Source organism: Flavobacterium sp. B183 (genome assembly GCF_023539155.1).
GTDB lineage: Bacteria > Bacteroidota > Bacteroidia > Flavobacteriales > Flavobacteriaceae > Flavobacterium > Flavobacterium tructae.
In genome coordinates, this window is sequence record NZ_CP097434.1 from 4,406,763 (window position 1) to 4,426,842 (window position 20,080).

A 20,080-nucleotide genomic window follows, 5' to 3' on the forward strand; every position below is an offset into this window, starting at 1 on the left:
ATTTAATGTTATGAAAAAAATATTAAAACTTATAGTTAAAATTTAGCCACTTGTACTAAATTATTTGCTTCATATTATTGGTTGCAAATAAGTATTAAACTTTTACCTACAGAAACAATGAGATTAAACTTTTGGCATTTTGCAATTAAAAACTTTAAATTAATTTAATAAATAAGGTATACTATTTTTTAAAAAAGTTATTTGTACTGATCAATTTGAAATACTTTTATAATAAATATTTCTGAATACATATCGATGAGTTAAATCTATTATCTAATACCAAAATTATCATCTATTTTTTTAGACGATTAAACATTTTCGTTAAGTCATTAACAAGTTACGGCAAATCACCAAAAAATATCGACAAACGGTTTCTAGCCTACTGACGTTGAACAAAAAATTAAAGAATATCGAACTTATCATCTGCAAGCGAATAGAGCTTGAATTCAGATCGAATTACAGCAAATGAAATAATATTAAAATATAGATAAGCAAAATATCTTAAGCTTTCAATTATTGCATATCAAAAAATTTTAAATTACATTCCATCAATACAAATCCGCTTTAAAACAATAAAAACTTCTTGCCACTTCTATCGTAATAAGTAATTTACAACTTAATTTAGTAGGGAAATCGCTTACAATATTCTAAATTCACTATGGATTAATCTTAGATTAGATATTGTCGCAAAAATATTTTTGGGTTCAAAGATTTAAAAATATCCGAACTATCAGTAATCTAGAAATCAATACTGATATATTAACAAAATCTTAATAATAATAATTTCAAAAAAACCAACAAGAAACTGCAAAACACTTTAAAATAATAGAAAGATTAATTAAACTTTTACTTTAAACTATTCAAAAAAACTTTTTTAGAATCATTTAAAAATTAAAATCTAAAATTTCCATATTAGGTCTTGCAAAAAGTTCATATATTGCTAAAAAATAAGAAGAAAATTAAAAAAAGAAATAGTACTAACCGACAATATGAACTTTAGATTACTTTTAGGAACTACAATAGACTTGTAATATAATTATAATATCTTATTAAACTATGAATTGCATTATTATTGATGACGAAGAAATGGCAAGATCCATAATAGAAAAAATGATTGAAAATACATCTCAATTAAACTTGTTAAAAGAATTCTCAAATGCTATTCATGCCATAAAGTATTTAAATGAAAATAATGTCGATTTAATTTTTCTAGACATCCACATGCCTGATTTTACAGGTTTTGATTTTATTAAAACAATTAAAAGTCCACCCAAAATTATACTGATAACTTCTGATAAAAATTTTGCTATCGAAGCTTTTGAATACGAATGTATTGTAGATTATTTAGTAAAACCAATTACCGAAGATCGCTTTCAAAAAGCAATTCAAAAAGCGAATACTACAACAACAATTTTAAATAGAAGTGCTAATGAAGATAATGCAAACGAATTTTACATCAATATTGATCGCCGTCTGATCAAAATTGAATTTGCTTTCGTCAATATTATAGAAGCTAAAGGAGATTATATTCATATCAAAACGGAAAACAAAAACTATGTGGTCCACTCAACCCTTAAAAAAATAGAACACAAATTACCTAAAGATTTGTTTTTGAAAGTGCATCGTTCCTTTATTATCAATACAAAAAAAATTATTGACATTGAAGACAATAGTGTGTTAATTGGCAAAGACGTCATTCCTGTAAGTCGCGCCAATAGACCAGATTTAATGAAACGACTGAACTTATTGTAGCATTTTTATAAAAGAAAATACTACTTCTTTAATACTAAGTTGAAAAAAGCTCTTATTTCTCGTTTTTCTTCACTTTGAATACTGGTTTAGATGTCAACATCCATCTAAGACGCAAACCTACTTCTGTATATTGAAACCCGGCAGCAGTAGCAGACGCAATATTACTTTTAACACCATAAAAATTCGCCAAAAAACGATCTGAAAATTTATAGCCAAATTTAGCTTGCACTCGATAAGTCGATTGCTTGCTATCATTTTCAATGTATTGAAATCCTGTTGCAGCACTTAGTGTGTAAAAGATAGCATTGTTTTCAGCCGATTTTTCATCTTTCAAAAAATCAACAAAAATCTCATAAGCATTAAATTTACTTGGACTAAAATAAATTGTTGGCAATTGTTTTTGAAAGGCAATAAATTGATAATTAAAGCCTGCTTTCAAAATTGGTTTTGATAAAAAATTATAATATAATGAGGTAAATAATAAGTTTCGCTGGTTACTATCACTTTGCGCGCTGTAATAATATTGTGTAAACCATCCTAATTTGAAGTTTGTGCCAATATTATAATTGAAATAAAAATTATTAGCTGTTATCTCTCTACTTACCAGATCAGCATTGAAGTTCTGAATATCTCGCTTATACCCTAATTCTAAATCTTGCAATTTTAAGGGCTTTATTTTGAAAAATACGTCTACTAATAATTGACTATAATTACTAACGAAAGATCTTGCATTACTTGAACCTACTAAAACATTAAAATTTATTTTGGGATGAAATTGCCATTGTGCGCCGACCTTGAAGTCATTAGAGACTGCCGAATTTTTAGTGACTGTATTTTCAGTTTTTCTGTATTGATACATTCCTAAAAAAGCCCATTTCGTCGATATTGGAAAATTCAAAACTGTATTATTAGCGTAGGCTTCATTCTTTCCATTATCAAATGAATAACTTATTATCTCCTCTACACTTGGTGTGAAATTTTCATTTAATTTTTTTAGAAATCCAATAGCATCTTTTTGGTTTTCAAATATTTTCAAGGTAGTATCAACTGCTTCATAAGCTTTTAATGGTTCGCCATCTGCAAAGTAAGCATTCGATATTCCTAAGTTTCCATCAAATGATTTTGCATCGTTGACCAATATATTTTGGTAGTCAGCAATACTTTCTTTAAAATCACTACGATACATTCCTAAAGTTGCAGAAAGCGCTAATACCCAATTTTCATTGGGATTACTAATTTGGTATTCCTTTATTTTTGCTGCTGCTTCTTTGTACTTTCTATTCCAAATTAGTGCCTGAACATAGCGTTCTTTTGTTTGATTTTGTAATTTTATGTCCTCAATAAATTGGCTATTTTTTAATGCTTTTTTGGCTATAGATAAAGCTTCGCTATCTCTTTCGGCTATATGCGAAACTAATGACAATCCGTTTAAAGAAAACAAGCTATCCTTTTTGGATACTGCTAATTCTCGATATACCTTGGTTGCATTTTTTTTATCCTTAGTGATTAAATAAATATTAGCTTTATTCACTAATGTTTCCTTGTCTTTCGGAAAATCCTCAAAATTTTCATCTAATAAAGAAAGTGCAGTTTTATAATCTTGTTGTTGTACCAATTGATTGGCGTATCCCATGCGAATGTATTTCTTAGAAACTAAGGCATTTGGATTTTTAACAGAAACTGCCAAAGCTTTATTTACATAGATTAAAGCCTCCTCATATTGTTTTAAATTAGACAAAGTATTTGCATAGCCTAGTAAAGCCGGAAAACTTTCGGGATGCTTTGCTATCAGGCCAAAGTAATAAGGTTTTGCCTCAGAAAAATTTTTATTCCATAACATGCATTCAGCATAATTCAACTGGATTTCAAAATCATCTGGATACTTTTTTAGTAGTTCAGAAAAAATTACTGTGGCTTTTTCAGGACTTGAATTTAAACCGACAGCTCTACCGTAACATAGCTTTGCCGTTTTATTATCTGGATATGTCTTTAAAATTTTGCTGAAAAAAATTTCGGCTTGAGCAAATTCTCCTTTCTCTAAATTGGTAAAACCCTCTTGCATATCTTGCGCTTGAATTGATAATCCAAGAAGAAAGCAAAAAACTAAGACTATTTCCTTTTTAATGTTCATTTTTAAACATATCTTTTGTAATTAACTGCAAGTTAAGTATAAACATTGATTATTCGTCTACAGTAAAGTGCGGATAATCGAAAAAAAATAAAAAAAAATCTTATAACGAACGTATATTTGTATCAGAATTAAGAAACAAAATAGTAAAATTAATTATGAATAACAGATTTAGCTTGCTGAGTATGTAATACTATTAAGAAAAGAAAGAATTTTAAGAGCTGTCTGAAAGATGACAAACTAAAACACTTTTTTTTATTTCATTTATGTCACTGCCATTAACCTGTTTGTACCAATATTATGCGACTACTTAGAGAATTACATTGCCCTTTATTGTTGGACTTTTGCCTTTTTAAAAATCAATTTTAAAATTGCCTGCAAATTCAAAAAAGACTTGCTAAGTATCAAAAATATGATCTCCTTTTTTGCCGCAAAAGCTATACGTTTTTTTAAAATTAAAATCAATAAAGGCGATGTAATTCTAGTGAAGTACTATTTTAAAAGTTAATTCAATGTCAAATAAAAAGACTTAATTGTTTTTATTTAAAAATTAAAATCAATAATTTATATACAAAAAAGAAGGTTTGTTTTTTCCTTCTGAATCGATGAATCCAAACTGTTTTTGTTTGTTTTTTATCCACGGCCATTTTCCAGCAACTTTATCTGGAACTTTCGGAAAATCATATAAAGTCCAGGAAACAAATGCAAGTTGCTTCTTTTTGAATATAGATTGCATTTTTTTATGATAATTAGCCTGCTTTTCTTTTGAATTACCAAACCAACTCCACAGTCCTCGATTGGACGAAAGCCCAAATTCTTGCATTACCAAAGGCTTTTTGGCTGCTTTTTCTAAAACAGCAAGTTTGTCTTCAAAAAGTGAAATATCTTCATAATAATGATACGATACAAAATCTACCTTATCTTTTAGTATCTCTGCCGATGCAATATTAGAATATCCAATAGTGACCAAATGATTAGCATCGAATTTCTTGACTGCTGCAATCATTTGTTCCAGCCAAGGCTTTACATTTTGTTCCCCACGTGATTCAAAATCTAAATCAGGTTCGTTTTTAATATCCCAAGCAATAATATTTTTGCAGTCCTTAAAAGTCGTTACAATTTTCTCTGCATGTCGATGAGTTAAAGTCCAGCTTTCTGGAGCATAATCTCCATAAAAATCGAATAATGTAACGATTACAGCTAGTTTTTTTTCTTCGGCCAAGTCTAAAACTATTTTTACCTTATCTAATTTCTCTTTTGAAACCTCTGCTTTACCAAATTCTTCATAAGGAACAAAAATCCTAATCGTATTGAGTTTTGCTTTTGTTATTATATCAAAATCAGCAGCTATAGTATCTTTATTAAATTTATTTCCAAACATATCCCAAGCAGAATTTTTAGGATAATAATTAATACCTTTTATGATATAGGGAGCACCATTTTTTAAAATTTCATTTCCTTTTACCGTGTATATTTTTTTATTCAATTCTACAGCAACCAAACTCTTTTCTTTTTGCATCCGAACATAGTGTCGAATACGCCAAAAACCATCCTCTAGCAACATTAAAACCTTATAATTTGCAGTATCCCGAACAGAAGTTATAAGCTTGTTATCTTGATAAATATTTTGAAATTCAACTACATTTTTATCGGTAATAACGACTTGTTGGCCGTCTTCGCTATAAAAATCTAACGATGCATGATGTTCTATTATTGTACTCTGGATCGAAATTTTTTTGGCCTTATTATAGGCTATAATTTGTTCTAATTGCTTTCTCGAACTTTCTGTAAAATAATCGTCAATTCCATCATTGACATTGTTTTTAAGAGCATTATTTTTTATTACATAAGAAAACAAATAATGCTTCTCAATTTTCTGGATGGTTTGATTTTCCATCCGTCTACCTTGATTTTTGAAGGTTTCCCACGTTACTTTGGGTAAATATGTATCTAAAGTCTCTTTCTCTAAATGCAGCATCGAACTTCTATCTGCTCCCGAATTTAAGTAGCCCAAAATTTCACTCATTCCAAATAATACCAAAATATTAATCGCAATAAATGAAACTATTAAAATTGCCCGATAATTATTTTTATTGTTAATTACTATCATAATTTTTTTCTTCTACTTTTTGAATACTTCCTAAGGTTGAAATTTCAAATGAATATTTTTTTCTTTATAATATTCAGATGAAATAGTAAAAACAGCATGGCCTTTTACGCTATCTTCTTGCAAAGTTGCTACGAGTTGATTATGATGATACACTTTTAGAGTCACTTTAATTCCGTCTGGAACTAACTGATTTATAAAACTACGCAACGGGCCGACTATTATAGTGCGCTTATCTTTTGAAAATTCAAATTCAATTTTCGGATTAATCGGTTCGTAGTTAATTGCTATAGAATTACTTTCTGCTATTCCCGCTACATACGCTTTTGCAGTATAAACATCTTGGTGATCAGGATGCAAAATCTGAGCAGTTGCAACTCCGTTTATAGTTGTGCCAAATGATTTTAAAACCATATTATTAGCAGTAGAAATCACAAATGAGACCATGGTTCCGTCGCTTACAACGTTACCAAATTTGTCTTTAATAACAGCTGTTTTTAAGGTCGTAATTTGATTTCCATCAGCATATTGATGATTTCTAGTAAAAGAAATTATGAAATTTGTAGCGATTCCAGGAAAAATTACAGCGTTAAATTCTTTAGTAATGGTAGCATTGCATTGAGCAGAAACCAAAACTATTCCAGATTTTGTAGGAGCATCAATTATTTTCCAAGCAATGAGATTTTTCGTTTTTACCGTTTGATTTGTAATAGTATTTAAAAACTGACTTCTAAAAATTACAGGAGTATTTTCTGGTTTCGGATTATCAAAGCCATCTGTCGGAATGGTAACGTACATTACAAAATGACCATCACCTACCAATGTACTTGGTGGACCTAAATAATTTTCGATATCCGTTTTAGTGTCGTTATTGGGCAAAATTTCAAAGTTTCCCTGTAGTTTATTTTCTCCGTTTACAACCAAAAACCAATCAATACGACCCGATTTTTTAGCATAACTTTTAGGGAGGGCAAAAGTTAATTTATCATTTTTAACGGTGGCATCTAAAAGTGTTTTTCCTAAAGAATGAATTAAAAACAACTGCGGTCTATTTGACGTATTGACCTCAAAATCTAAAGCTATTTTGGCACCTGCTATAAAAGTCTTTTGTTGCGTAATTAGTATAATAGCGCCCGTTTGTTTTTTAGGCAATAAAGTGACTGATACCAATAATATGGTAAACAAACAAAAACAAAATATATAGATTTTATTCTTCATTATCTAGGATTTCCAATGTAATTATTAATTTCAATTTTAATAAACGAATACCCTTTATGTCCTTTAACCCTTTGCATTTGTGCACTTTCTTGTTTACTGTTTCGTACCGGAATTACCGCACGAGCAAGAGCTTCTGATTCTAAACCATTTACAAAACAATTTTCTGTTGAAGATTTTATAATCACAGGATTCAAATCTCTTAGCAAATTATAGGTAAAATATTGCTTACGCTGAATGCGAACACCCTCTTTTATAAACTGGTGATCAACATAAACCAATTCTTTTTTATCATTGTAATACGAAATTAAGAGCTCTGGAATGGTTACTTCTTGAATTCCGTAATTGAATAAAGTACCTTTGATCTGGTTGTTATATATCACTAAATCTGAAATAGCAACCGAATTATACAAGTCGGTGGTTGCGACATTTCCAGCACTTTGAATATCAAATGTAGCGGGAATATTTTTCAATTCTTTTGGTGTAAATTCATTGGGGTTAAAAGTTGTTGGCTTTACATCAGTTGGCTTTAACCACGCAATATCTTCAAAATTCACCTTAAAACTCGTGACTTCTTTTGGCATCAATTTATGTTTAATAGTATACTTTGCGTTGAATACGGCAATCGATTTATCATTTCTGTCATATAAAGTAGCTTTCAAGACCACATCTGCAGGAACATTATCTATATTTTGAACTTCACCAATCACTATATATTGACTGTCAATTTTTACCAAACTTGCCGATATAATTTCTAAATCTGGTTGGCGCAGTACATCTTCATGATAGGTCTGCTGGGTAGTTATCTTTCGTCTCCCTTGCTTGTAATACGAATTAATATTCTCTGACATGAATTCGTCCGGAGGAATATCGGTATCTTTTTTATCTGGAATGATAAACCATTTCCCGTTTATTTTCTGAACGTCATGTATGTACTTTTTTTCAATTAATTCTAATGGTGTAACCCACTTGGTCGTTGCAATAACTCTAGCTTTGTCTTTACTTTGCTGAACAATTTTAGTTTCGATAGCATCTAACTTGGCGTAAGAATTAAGAACACCATCCGAAACAGAAATTTCCAGCATAAACTGAGCCACCGAGTATTCTTTATTAGGAACAACATAAGAGTGCGCTTTATCATAAAACTTAAAATCTAGAGCATCATAATATGCTTTTACAACATTTTCAGGACTAATCTGTACAGCATTTTTGATATAAATGCGATATGCTCCAAAGCTTATAATTAGTAGTAAAATCCCTGTCCAAATGTGTAGAAATTTTATCATCGCTCTTGGAAAATTAGCATAAACAATTCCATACTTATTGAAAGAAGGTTTTTCTAAAGGCTTTATTTTTAAGGCCTGCAACCAAATCATCTGAACATTAAGTATAAAAGCCAGAAGAATGGTTAACATCGGAATAATTCCCCACATTAATTTCAAATAGATCGGTACTTCATCTTTTGGAAGAATTTTAGACAAGGGCTGCACATTTAGTTTTTCCCACACCATTATACCATTTTCTAATTGTGATAATCGATGCCAACCGCAGAAATAGAGAATTGGATCGTAAAATTTATCGTTAGAAAAAACATATTTCAAATTATATTTTTCAGGAACCGTTAGAAATTGCTGCAATGAACCAATACCTTCAAGTCCTCGAAATTTGGAGTTTTCCAGCCGTTCTACTGCACGAGAAGTCAATTCTGGTAATCTTCTTGCCGAATGGTAATTTCCATCAACCGTCATTGCCTTTGTTTGTGTCGATAAGTAGGCCATCTGATCACCAAAACCTAATGGCAAAAACCTCCAGTGATCGTGTTGATCCTGATTTAAGAAATTGACAATTGGTAAAAAGTTAATTTTTTGCGGTTGCAATGGTCTAAAATACCCTAACGTCATGGTAAACACTGCAAAAAACAAAAAGCAACCAGCAAATAATCCGCCTAGGATCCTCCTATAAACACTCCCAAATTTTACTTGCAAAGCCGTTCTTAAGTCACCTTCAACTAATCGGTACACAAATTCACCAAAAATGGGCAAACTCATTATAGAAGCCCAAAGTGTAAAGCGATCCAAGGTTAGGATATTAAAAGCATTTTCTCCTAAAATTGCTAAGGGAATTGGAGTTGTGCCGCCCGTTCCTAAAACAGTGAGCAAGGTTAAGGATAATCCGAAAAAAATATACCTTTTGCTGTAATATCTATAAAATATATAAGGCAATATAAAAAGTAATATTCCCCAAGGTATCAAGAAGAACATCAAGCCAGAAGAGGTTACTTCTATAAAATTGTCGCGACTTCCATGCGGAATAGGAACCTGAGTGATGGGATTGGCTTTAGAATTAATCCAATACGGCAGTATACAAAATACTAGCAGAAAAACGGCGCTACCACAGAAAAGAATAATCCGTTTTAATAATGATAGAAATGTTTTATAGAATATTTTGAATGTGATTTCCTTGAATGAATTGACATTTTCGCGAGCGGTATCCATTACTATCATACCGATTAAAGGCGAAACAAAAAATACCATTCCAAATAAAGGTGTAACATGATGCGAACAAACGGTTACGGCCATCAAAGACAGAGAGGTGAAGTAATATTTCTTTTTGCCTGTTTTGATAAAAAGATAAATCTCTGGAAGTGCATGCATTAAAACAGAAACTCCAATAATACTGGGAAGCTGTCCAAAAATATGCAATGTTTCTACAAAAGAAGAAGAAACCACTGCCAGAATAGCAGAATAACCTGCAACGGTTCTATTTCCAGTTATTAAAAGTGAAAATCTAAAAGTTCCTGTAATGAATAAAATAATCCCAACGATGGCAACAGTAAACATACCAAATTTCAAACCTCCAATTAAAGAAAGTAACCCAATGGTTTGGTGCACTAATGGAGGATAACTCATCACATTAAAACCCGTATACCAACTATAATTCCAAGGTTCAAACCAACTGTGGGCATAATGATTTCCGAAAAACATGTGAATTAAAGCATCATAAGAACTTTCTAAAGTAAAAAAAATAGCGCTGCCATGGAAAGTCAATCCAAAAAGTAAGGCTACTATCAAATATTTATTAGAAGTTTCTTTCAATCACTCTTATTTTACATTATTGTTTTTGTAAATATAGGGATATCGTCTTATAGAAGAAAACGATATAACTGTACAAAATGTCCTTTCATCGAAAGAAACAGTACCAAACATCTAAAATATCAAAAAAAGTCATACAAGAGCTCTAATTTTACATCAGAATAATATTCTAAAATAAGTATTGCCAGAATCATGTAATTAGAGCATCACAGTGATGTTATTTTCAAAAAAACAAAACATCTTTTGTTTAAATCTCTTGTAGAGACTTTCGTTGAAAGTACTTTTTAATTTCAAAAATTACAATTCATAATAAATATGTTGATTTAGTTAATTGTTGCCGAAAAGGAATTTATCTTATAAATTCCTTTTCATTTTTGTTAAAGTTTTCTTATTTTTCTTATATTTGTTTATAAGAATAAGCTTTTTAAAATTTCATCATACTATTTTTTTAATACTACACACTTGAATTGAATATTAAAAATACTTATAAAAAGATCACTGCGGAAAAATTTTTTATGCTTACAATTTTATTTGTAAATGCAGGAAATTATTTGTACAATTTGCTATTAGGAAGAATACTTGGTCCTTCTGAGTTTGCTGACGCTGCGATCTTAATAACTTTGCTTTTAGTATTGTCTTTTGTTGGAATGACATTTCAGGTTACTGCGGCTAAATATGCCGTTTTGCTAGAAGGAACGCAATTGCATGTTTTTTTAAAATTTATTTTTAAGTATGCACTCCTCTTCGGTGTAATACTGGGATTTACAGTAGTAGTATTCAGCCATCAATTGCAAGAAATTTTTAAAACCAAAACCTCACTAATGTTCGTTTTGTTTGGTTTGGGACTTCCAATGTATTTTATAATGAGTATTAATAGGGGTTTATATCAGGGGAAAAATGATCTGAGAAATTTGTCAAAAACCTACTATTTTGAAATGTTATGTCGTTTGATTTTGACACTTTTGTTACTCTACCTTTTACCTCAAATTCAATCTTCTATTATCATCGCAGTAGGAATTTTAATTTCTTTTGTCTTTGGTTTGATTCCCTTTCAAAAAATAATTAACAGCAAAAACAAACAGACTCTAAGTGACAATTTAGATACAAAATCCATTATTACATTTTTCGCTTTAACAGCCTTCTATGAATTAACGCAAATCATCATTAACAATAGTGATATTATGTTGGTTAAACATTATTTTGATAATGAAAAAGCGGGCTTATATGCTTGTTTAGCATTAATAGGCAGGGTAGTATATTTTGTCGCTTGGATGTTTGTAATGCTCCTTTTGCCCAAAGTAATACAGTTAAAAAAACAGGGTGAAGATACACTTCCGATTCTATTAAAATATGTTTTATATATTGTTTGCTTGTCTACAATAATTGTTCTAAGTGCACTCTTATTTCCAGAAATTGTAGTGCGATTAATGTTTGGCGAGAAATACCTACCCATAGCTTTTTTGTTGTGGAAATATGCATTGGCAACTTCAATTTTTGCTATCGCAAATATTTTTGCTTACTATTTTCTTTCTATAAATAAGTATGTGCCTGTTGTAATATCAGCCTTTCTGGGACTTACACAAATAATTCTAATAGTCCTCTATCATAATTCACTCGAACAAGTGGTTGTTATGCAAATCATCGCGATGGTGGTATTATTATTATTTCAATTGTTTTTTTTCTTTTTTAATAACAATAAAAAGTAACATTTTAAATATGAAAGTAGCTGTAGTCACTGCATTTCCGCCAAGTAAAGTTACACTAAATGAATATGGTTATCATTTGGTAAAAAACTTTGTTCAAAACTCAGAAGTATCCGAATTAATTTTATTATCCGATAAAACATCTGAAGCGAAACAATTAGACTTTGACCAAAAAGAAAAGGTAAAAGTAAAAGAATGTTGGAGATTTAACAGTTACACCACTATTTTTTCTGTTCTTAATGCAGTTCGAGAAGAACAACCAGATGTGATTTTGTTTAATCTTCAGTTTGTAAAATTTGGAGATAAAAAAACACCTTCTGCCTTGGGATTATTGTTACCCATGATTTTGAGATTTTTTGGATACAAAACAGTGGTTTTATTACATAACATTTTAGAGCAAGTTGATCTAGAAAAAGCAGGATTCACAGAGAGTAAATTCATGCAGAAGATCTATAATTTTATTGGAACTAACATTACCAGATGCATTTTGAAAGCCAATAAAGTTGCTGTAACTATTCATAAATATGTGGATGTTTTAAATGCTAAATACCATACCAAAAATGTAATGCTAATTCCACATGGGACATTCGAATCAGTCAAAAATCCTAATTTTGAAATTAAATCTGGCCCTAAACAAATTATGGCTTTTGGTAAATTTGGAACCTACAAAAAAGTCGAAATTTTAATTGATGCAGTCGAAATTGTTAGAAAAACAAATCCAGAAAAATTAGAAGTCGTGATTGCTGGAACAGATAGTCCAAACACACCTGGATATTTAGATGGAGTACAAGAAAAATACAAAAACGTTGAGGGAATAATTTTTACCGGCTATGTTGAAGAAAATAATGTAGAACGAATTTTTACTGATAGTACAATTGTGGTATTCCCTTATACATCTACTACTGGTAGTTCTGGAGTTTTGCATCAAGCAGGAAGCTACGGCAAAGCAGTTATCATGCCTGATTTAGGTGATTTGGCCTTGCTAATTAAAGATGAAGGGTATAAAGGAGAATTTTTTAATCCGGAAAGTGCCGATTCTTTAGCTATAGCGATTGACAAAATTATTTCAAACGATACCTATCGAAAAGAATTAGCAATTGCTAATTTTCAGGCTGCAAGCGCCCTATCAATGGACAAAATTATAATGATGTATATAGAATGTTTTAAATCAATACAATAAACTTAAATGTAATATTATGAAAATACTAATAGTAGATGATCAGCAATTGGTCTTGTTGTCTTTAGAAAAATTGCTAAGTGGTTTAGGATATGAAGTTATAAGTACAGACAATATAATCGATGCCATAGCTAAATATGACAGTGAAAAGCCAAATTTAGTTATTGTTGACATTAATATGTCTAATCTCTCTAATACAGAATCTTTAAATGAGCATCAATCTGGTTTGGAGGTAGTCAAACATATCAAGCAAATCAAAAAAGACAACACTCCTGTAATGGTTTTATCTGGTAATACTGATGAAGAAGTCATTATAAAAGGTTTTGATTTAGGTATTGATGACTACATGAAGAAGCCTTTGAGTTTAAGCGAAATTGGTGCGAGAGTAAAAAGATTAATAGGCTCTACTATTGAAAAAAGTGTTACGGAAAAACCCAATTCGAAAGAGCGATATATCCAAAACAAGTGTATTGGAGTTGTTATTCCGTGTTATAACGAGGAAACTCGTTTGTCTAGTGATGAATTTAAGTCTTTTGTACATAAAAATTTAGGTTACCATTTGTGTTTTGTAAACGATGGAAGTAAAGACAATACACTAGCTGTATTGCATGAATTAACAAAAGGAAAAGAAGAATATATTAGCGTTTATGATTGTAAAAAAAATGGTGGAAAAGCCGAAGCTGTCCGTCTGGGAATGTTACACTTGGCCAAGCAAAATCAATTTGATTACATCGGTTTTTTAGACGCCGATTTATCGACCAATTTCGATGATTTTCAAGATTTGGCAGATACAATTTATAACTCTAAATACAAATTGGTTTTTGGCTCCAGAATTTCAAGAATGGGAGCTGATATTACCAAACAATCCGCAAGAGCTATTATTAGCAAAACTATAAATTATATCATTAGAAAAATTCTTGGAATGGAAATTAACGATACACAATGTGGCGCCAAAATAATGACAAAAGAAATTATAGAAAAAACCTTTAATGAAAAATTCATAACAAAATGGGTTTTTGATGTAGAGATTTTTATGCGGATGAAAAAAATATATGGCTCTACGAAGACTCAAGAGTTAATTTTAGAAAAACCCTTAAACAGATGGATTCACATGGATGGTTCGAAATTGTCATTTAAAGATTCCATAAAAATTATTGGTCAAATTGGCCAAATCGCACTTCATTACAGGTAAAAAACTACAACCAGTAAAGTATAGAGCAAGTTAAAACCATAACTTGCTTTTCGCTTTTTTTATTAAAAAAGTACTTTTATGACAAACGGTTAAAGATTATTTTGACTCTATTTGTTTTTTAATATCTCTGACATATAATAGGAGAATGTAAAGTATCATAATATATGTATTAACTGCCAATAATAATACCATTCGTAAACTAAGCTTTTTTACAAATCGTTTACAAAATTTTGCATTAACTGTAAAATACTTTCAAATTTGTCTTCAGATCCAAGTGTGCCATTTAATAAGTAATTTTCGTATTCATGAGTAATATCATAGCTTTTTTCAAGGCCTAAAATAGATATTTTATGCTTTAATTTATGAACACACTCTGCTGCCAGCTTATAATGCTGCTCTTGCATACATTTATGATAGGAATCTATTTCAAGAGGTAGTTCTTTTTTAATAATTGCAATCATTTTTTGCTTAAATGCATAGTCTTCTCCGCAGAGTTGGTCAATATAATTTAAATTAGGCTGTTCCATAGTTTTTAGGTAAGGTAAAATAAAATGTTGTTCCAATGTTTTCTTTACTTTCAAGCCAGATCGAACCTTTATAATACTCAATAATTTTGTTAACTATAGAAAGCCCTACTCCTGAATTTTGATTGTTGCTTTCTAATTTTGTGAATATTTTAAAAATTTTGTCGTGGTATTTTTCAGCGATTCCGATGCCATTATCTTTGATGTAAAATTCAAAATCTTGCTCTTTTTCTCTACAACCAATTTCAATTTGGCCTTGAGACTTATCATTATAATGGATGCTATTTTCAATTAAATTTTGCATTAATTGTTTGAATCGCCATGTATTTCCTTTTATTTTTGGTAAATCATTGATTATCGAAATTTCAATATTTTTCGGAATATGAATATCTCTCTTTATTTCGTCAATTACCTCATTAAGATCAATTAATCTTTCTTCAGATTCTAACTTGTCTACAGTAGAATAATCTAAAATTCCTTTGATGAGCAAATCCATTTTTTCGACATTAAAAAGTACCTGATTAAGCGAGTTTAAGCAACTTTCACCCATTTCTTTATTATCCTCAATGACCCAATTAATAAGGGTGTCTATATTTCTGAGTGGTGCTTTTAAATCATGAGAAACAACATGAGCATATTCGTTAAGTTCTTTATTATGATTTTCTAAACTCTTTAGTAATTCTTCTCTTTGCTTATTCATAGTCACAATTTCTATAGATTGTTTTTTTAAGAAATCGGATTGATTAAAATCTTTTTCATTACCTAATTTTTCAGCATCCAAATTCATAGAATTCAATATTTCTGTCAAATTTGAATTTATTTCTTTTAAACTATTGGCTTCATCGCGTAGTTTTTTATTGGCTTGGAAAAGTTCATCAGAACTAATTTTCATTGCTCGCTGCAACATGTTCATCTGATCCTCGTGATTATCATAAGATTCATTGACTGCCTGCAAAAAATGCTTTAAATCTTTTAAGTGCTCAGGGTTTATAAATTTAGCAATTTGCCTTTTTAAAAGAGTATTCATTATTCGCTGATTAGGGTTAAAGTCATGGTTTGATTATGTAATTCACAAAAAGTATTCTCGCTAAATGGAGCCATTTCGCCATACGAGTAAAACCCGGTAATTGCTACTTCATTTCCTATTATTTCTTGCACTTGCTCTATTTCCTCTTCAACCCGTTGATTCATAACTAATTTTCTTCCTACGCAACTCACTAGTAAAGCAAGTTGTGGGTGATTTATTCTATTTTGCATTGCTAACATTGCCGCTTGTGAAGCTCCCTCGGCGATAGCATCTACAGAAGCCATCATGAGCTGTACTTTGGCATTTTCAGGCACTTCTCCAGCTAAAATCATCGACTGATCTTCGTTATTGATATTTAAAATGGTACGAACTACAGCTTGTGATTTACCTTCGGGCGTAACATTTAAAGGATATAACAAAGAAGCTTGCGGCAACTCATTGGCTTTGTCTCCTAAGTATTTTTTATACAAATCTAAAGCAGGTTGTCCATCGATTTCATACAATACATTGGCTTCTGATCTGGTAATAATTCTTTCGGGACCAAATGAGCTCCATCCTCCAAAACTGGAAAACGAAATTTCTAAAGTTTCTCCATAAAACCCAATTAAAACGACTTCTCCTTCTTTTGGATTTTCTTTATAAGAAGCCAATGTCTTCTCAAATTTTGCATCGTCTCCACACATTCCTCCTGAGATAGGCACTTTATTTTGAATGCCATTCTCAAGACCCTCAATAAGTGAGCTTCCGTTTACGAAACTACCTTCTGAAAGTACAAATAAATGCTTTAAGTTTTCTTTGGGTATTTGTTGGTAAAGAGATTCCCCTAAAGCATTTGCATCTTTATTATGATTAAAAATATTATCGGTTTTAATTGCAAACGTACTTTTTTCAAATTCTATAGCACTAACAACAATAGAATCATCAAAGACATTTGCATCTAAAATTTCACCCGCTGTAGAGCCAAAAACCAGATGTTCATAAGGAAACTCGTTTCTAATAGCATCAATGACTTCTGGAAGCTCTAATTGCATCCTATTGGCAAAAACAAGTACCAGCGGATTTTTTAGTTTTTCCTTATTTGTTAGGTACTGCCAATTTTCATTCTTTTTTTTATAAGCTTGAATTATTTTCATAGTTTCTATTTTGGTAATTTAATAAAGAAGGTTGTACCTTTAGTCAGTTCACTTTCTATCCAAATGTTTCCTTTGTAATTCTCGACTATTTTTTTTACAATAGACAATCCGATACCTGTTGATTTTTTATTAGATGTAAAAGACTGAAATATTTTAAAAATTTTTTCCTGATTCTCTGCAGCAATTCCAGGACCATTATCCTTAATAGCAAAAATATAATGCTTTTTTTCCTCTTCAAAACTTATTTGAATAATTCCGAGAGGCTTATCAATATAATTCACCGCATTGCTGATGATATTTAGAAACAACTGTTGCATTCTAAATCGCTCAGCTTTGATTGTCGGTAGTTCTTTTTTTACTATAACTTCAATATTCTTAGGTATATGAATAATATCAATTATTTTATTGATTTCAACATTCAAATTAATATTCTCAGTAATCATCTCAATATCATCTACTTTAGAATAAGTTAGAATTCCTTCAATCAAATGATCCATTTTCTCGACTTTGTCTTCAATCATATCAAGATATTGACTCGTTTGCGCATTAAACTCTTTATCATTATCTTCTTTAATCCATGTAACTAAAGAATGTATGCTCTGTAGTGGTGACTTTAAATCATGCGATACAATTTGAGCATAATCATTGAGCTGCTCGTTCTGTTTTTCTAATTTTTTAAGTAATTCTTCTTTTTGCAATTCTAGGCTCTTTTGTCGAGTTATGTCTAAATGTATAACTATCGAACCAATTACTTCACCATTTACATTATAATTTGGAGCGCCGCTAATTAACCAATATCTTGTCTCTCCTTTTTTATTGATAGAAGTAACTTCATACGAATCTGACTTACCTTTAACCCGTTCTTTATTTTTAAAATTTACTAATTTTTTATCCTCAGGATGCAACAAAATTTCAGATGCATTGTTGCCTAACAAATCAATTAAAGAGAAACCACTCATATCACAAAAAGACTGATTGGCTAATTGTATTACGTCATCCATATCTACTTCCAATAAACCCATATTCATATTGGCAATAATATTTCTATATTTTTCTTTTTCTGCTTCTAGACTTTCTTTGTACTTTTTCTTGATGGTAATATCTTCAAAACTCCATAAATGACCATCATTTTTCTTGCCTTTGGCTATCGGAATAAAACTCCTTTCGTAAACGCGTCCATCGGCCAATTCAATTTCTTCAGAAAAGACGTTTTTTTTATTTCTTAAAATTTCTTCTACCCTTTCAATAAATTCATCTGATCTTTTAAAAAAGTGTTTATTTTCTTCAGTAGCCATTTTAGAATCAAAACCTATCATCTCTTCTGGTTCTCCTTTAAAATCGAATAAATTACAAAACCTTTTATTGGCAATTAGCACCTTTCTATCCTCATCTTCTAGTAAAATGCCTGATTGAAGATTGGTTATTAATGACGTTAAACGATTCTCAGAATCTATAAGCTGTTGATTGAACTCTTTTTCTTGGCTTATATTTTCTTCGATAGCAAAATATTTAATCACCTCTCCTTGTTTGTTATGAAGCGCCTGTCCTTGTACTCTAACCCAGTATTTCTTTTTATATTTTGTATAATTTAAGATCTCACAAGTAAAAGGAAGTCCTTGTTTTATTTGATTCTTTAAATAAGCAATCGTTTTTGGATTGGTTGCTTCACCTTGTAATAAACGACCAGGACTCTTACCAATCAATTCTTCCTTGGAGTAGCCAGTCATTGTGGTAAAACTACTATTGGCCCACTCAATTTTACCTTCACTGTCGCAAATAATGACTGCACTAATATTTTTATCTGCTATCGAGGAAAGTAATAAAAGTTGTTCTTCTTTTTGTTTATCTTCAGAAATATCCTCAATCATTGCAAAATATTGAATCACCTTTTTGGAGGAATCAAAAATGGGTTGTCCCACTGTTTTAGACCAAAAAGTGCCACCGTTTTTTTTAGCATGCAAAATTTCTACTTCAAAAGTATTTCCCTCGTAAAATGCATTGATCATTCTGTGGATCTCCTCTTTATTCGATAGAGCGTCCGAACCTACTTCAACAGGTGTTTTACCAATGATTTCATCGTTCTCATATCCTGTCAATTTAAGATATGCATCATTACACCAAAATATCTTTCCATCCGGATAAGTGAATACAATGCCGTTTTTATTCGTTTTTGCTACCAAGGACAACTTATTTAGCTCTTCTTGATTTCTTTTTTGTTCTGTAATATCTCGTCCATAGATATTTACACAGCCCTCTTGTTGCAGACTTTTACAAACAAAAGAATAGCACTTACCATTATTCTCCGCCTCAAACATCCATCTTTCTTTTCTCTTATCAATTTGATGAATGATAAATTTTAAAAAATCCTCAATTTCATAATCAATTCCCTGAAATATAAGATTTTTTAAATCTTCGGCTGCTGGATTCATTTTTAATAGATGTCCCTCAAAATCAATCCGAATTAATGGATCTGGACTTTGAGTAGTAAAAAGAGCAATATCAACAATTTTCTTATTGGCTTCTTTTAATTGATTTTCTTGCTGATGTATTGTATTCAAAGAATTTTGTAATGCTGCATCGTAGTTAGCGAAATCATAAAGAGAGATTTTTTTTTCTTCAAAATAATTCAAGGAAGTATGCGATAGGCTACCTATAAATAAATAGCCATTTTCATAGTTTTCAAATTGTCCTCGAAGCGAAATTTTATCTTTAACAGATTCTATTATAACTAATTGATTGGTAACTTTATAAAAATTGTCAACATTTAGCTCTTCGATAAATGGATTGGTAATTGTAAATGATCTCAGGAAATATCCTCTGCATTTTAAGTCCGGAAGTACTTTGATTAAACCTTCACCTCGGTCTTGAATAAGTAAGTTGTGGTCTAGTAAAACATAAAAAGGGAAAATCCTATTGAATGTTTCACTATCAAAATGAAATTGAGAATTTTCCATGTTGTTACCTCCTTAGTTTTAAAAATTTCATGAATACGGCATCTGGATACATTCTATTATTTCGAATGTTTTTGAT

The 20,080-nt window shown here is 30.6% G+C and carries 12 protein-coding genes; 4 read left to right on the forward strand and 8 right to left on the reverse strand.

All coding sequences use genetic code 11. From position 1 onward, the window contains the following. Positions 1-1,056 precede the first annotated feature (1,056 nt). On the forward strand, positions 1,057-1,752 hold the full coding sequence (locus tag M4I44_RS18240) for a LytTR family DNA-binding domain-containing protein (RefSeq protein WP_035625416.1): 696 nt from the start codon (positions 1,057-1,059) through the stop codon (positions 1,750-1,752). Between the two features lie 52 nt (positions 1,753-1,804). Here the strand turns inward: M4I44_RS18240 and M4I44_RS18245 are convergent, their stop codons facing one another. The 4 genes from M4I44_RS18245 to M4I44_RS18260 all read right to left on the reverse strand — a co-directional run bounded on the left by M4I44_RS18245 (position 1,805) and on the right by M4I44_RS18260 (position 10,297). Continuing rightward, positions 1,805-3,883 (reverse strand): tetratricopeptide repeat protein, encoded by a 2,079-nt coding sequence (locus M4I44_RS18245; RefSeq protein ID WP_249965669.1) that lies wholly within the window; start codon positions 3,881-3,883, stop codon positions 1,805-1,807. A gap of 553 nt (positions 3,884-4,436) precedes the next feature. Continuing rightward, positions 4,437-5,990 carry a cellulase family glycosylhydrolase gene (locus tag M4I44_RS18250; protein ID WP_089052222.1) on the reverse strand — a complete coding sequence of 518 codons (1,554 nt, stop codon included), beginning with the start codon at positions 5,988-5,990 and terminating at the stop codon, positions 4,437-4,439. Between the two features lie 30 nt (positions 5,991-6,020). Continuing rightward, on the reverse strand, positions 6,021-7,205 hold the full coding sequence (locus M4I44_RS18255) for a hypothetical protein (RefSeq protein WP_249965670.1): 1,185 nt from the start codon (positions 7,203-7,205) through the stop codon (positions 6,021-6,023). Then, complete coding sequence (locus tag M4I44_RS18260) at positions 7,205-10,297, reverse strand: hypothetical protein (RefSeq protein ID WP_249965671.1); 3,093 nt, start codon at positions 10,295-10,297, stop codon at positions 7,205-7,207. The genes M4I44_RS18255 and M4I44_RS18260 overlap by 1 nt, the downstream gene beginning before the upstream one ends. Before the next feature lie 512 nt (positions 10,298-10,809). On the opposite strand from M4I44_RS18260, the gene M4I44_RS18265 reads away from it, so the two are divergent. The 3 genes from M4I44_RS18265 to M4I44_RS18275 are packed head-to-tail and all read left to right on the forward strand — an operon-like array spanning position 10,810 to position 14,366. Continuing rightward, positions 10,810-12,000, forward strand: a complete 1,191-nt coding sequence (locus M4I44_RS18265; RefSeq protein WP_070905681.1) for an oligosaccharide flippase family protein — start codon at positions 10,810-10,812, stop codon at positions 11,998-12,000. 10 nt (positions 12,001-12,010) lie between these two features. Beyond that, complete coding sequence (locus tag M4I44_RS18270) at positions 12,011-13,177, forward strand: glycosyltransferase (protein ID WP_035625426.1); 1,167 nt, start codon at positions 12,011-12,013, stop codon at positions 13,175-13,177. A 16-nt stretch (positions 13,178-13,193) separates the two neighbouring features. Further along, complete coding sequence (locus tag M4I44_RS18275; protein WP_035625429.1) at positions 13,194-14,366, forward strand: response regulator; 1,173 nt, start codon at positions 13,194-13,196, stop codon at positions 14,364-14,366. A gap of 209 nt (positions 14,367-14,575) precedes the next feature. Here M4I44_RS18275 and M4I44_RS18280 read toward each other — a convergent pair whose 3' ends face one another. The 4 genes from M4I44_RS18280 to M4I44_RS18295 are packed head-to-tail and all read right to left on the reverse strand — an operon-like array spanning position 14,576 to position 20,004. Further along, positions 14,576-14,893: a hypothetical protein gene (locus M4I44_RS18280; protein WP_035625432.1), complete on the reverse strand. Its 318-nt coding sequence runs from the start codon at positions 14,891-14,893 to the stop codon at positions 14,576-14,578. Next, positions 14,880-15,917 (reverse strand): ATP-binding protein, encoded by a 1,038-nt coding sequence (locus M4I44_RS18285; protein WP_035625434.1) that lies wholly within the window; start codon positions 15,915-15,917, stop codon positions 14,880-14,882. Before M4I44_RS18285 ends, M4I44_RS18280 begins: the two co-directional genes overlap by 14 nt. Next, positions 15,917-17,050: an FIST signal transduction protein gene (locus M4I44_RS18290; protein WP_035625437.1), complete on the reverse strand. Its 1,134-nt coding sequence runs from the start codon at positions 17,048-17,050 to the stop codon at positions 15,917-15,919. Before M4I44_RS18290 ends, M4I44_RS18285 begins: the two co-directional genes overlap by 1 nt. Positions 17,051-17,055: 5 nt before the next feature. After that, positions 17,056-20,004 carry a PAS domain S-box protein gene (locus tag M4I44_RS18295; protein WP_249965672.1) on the reverse strand — a complete coding sequence of 983 codons (2,949 nt, stop codon included), beginning with the start codon at positions 20,002-20,004 and terminating at the stop codon, positions 17,056-17,058. Positions 20,005-20,080: the final 76 nt, after the last annotated feature.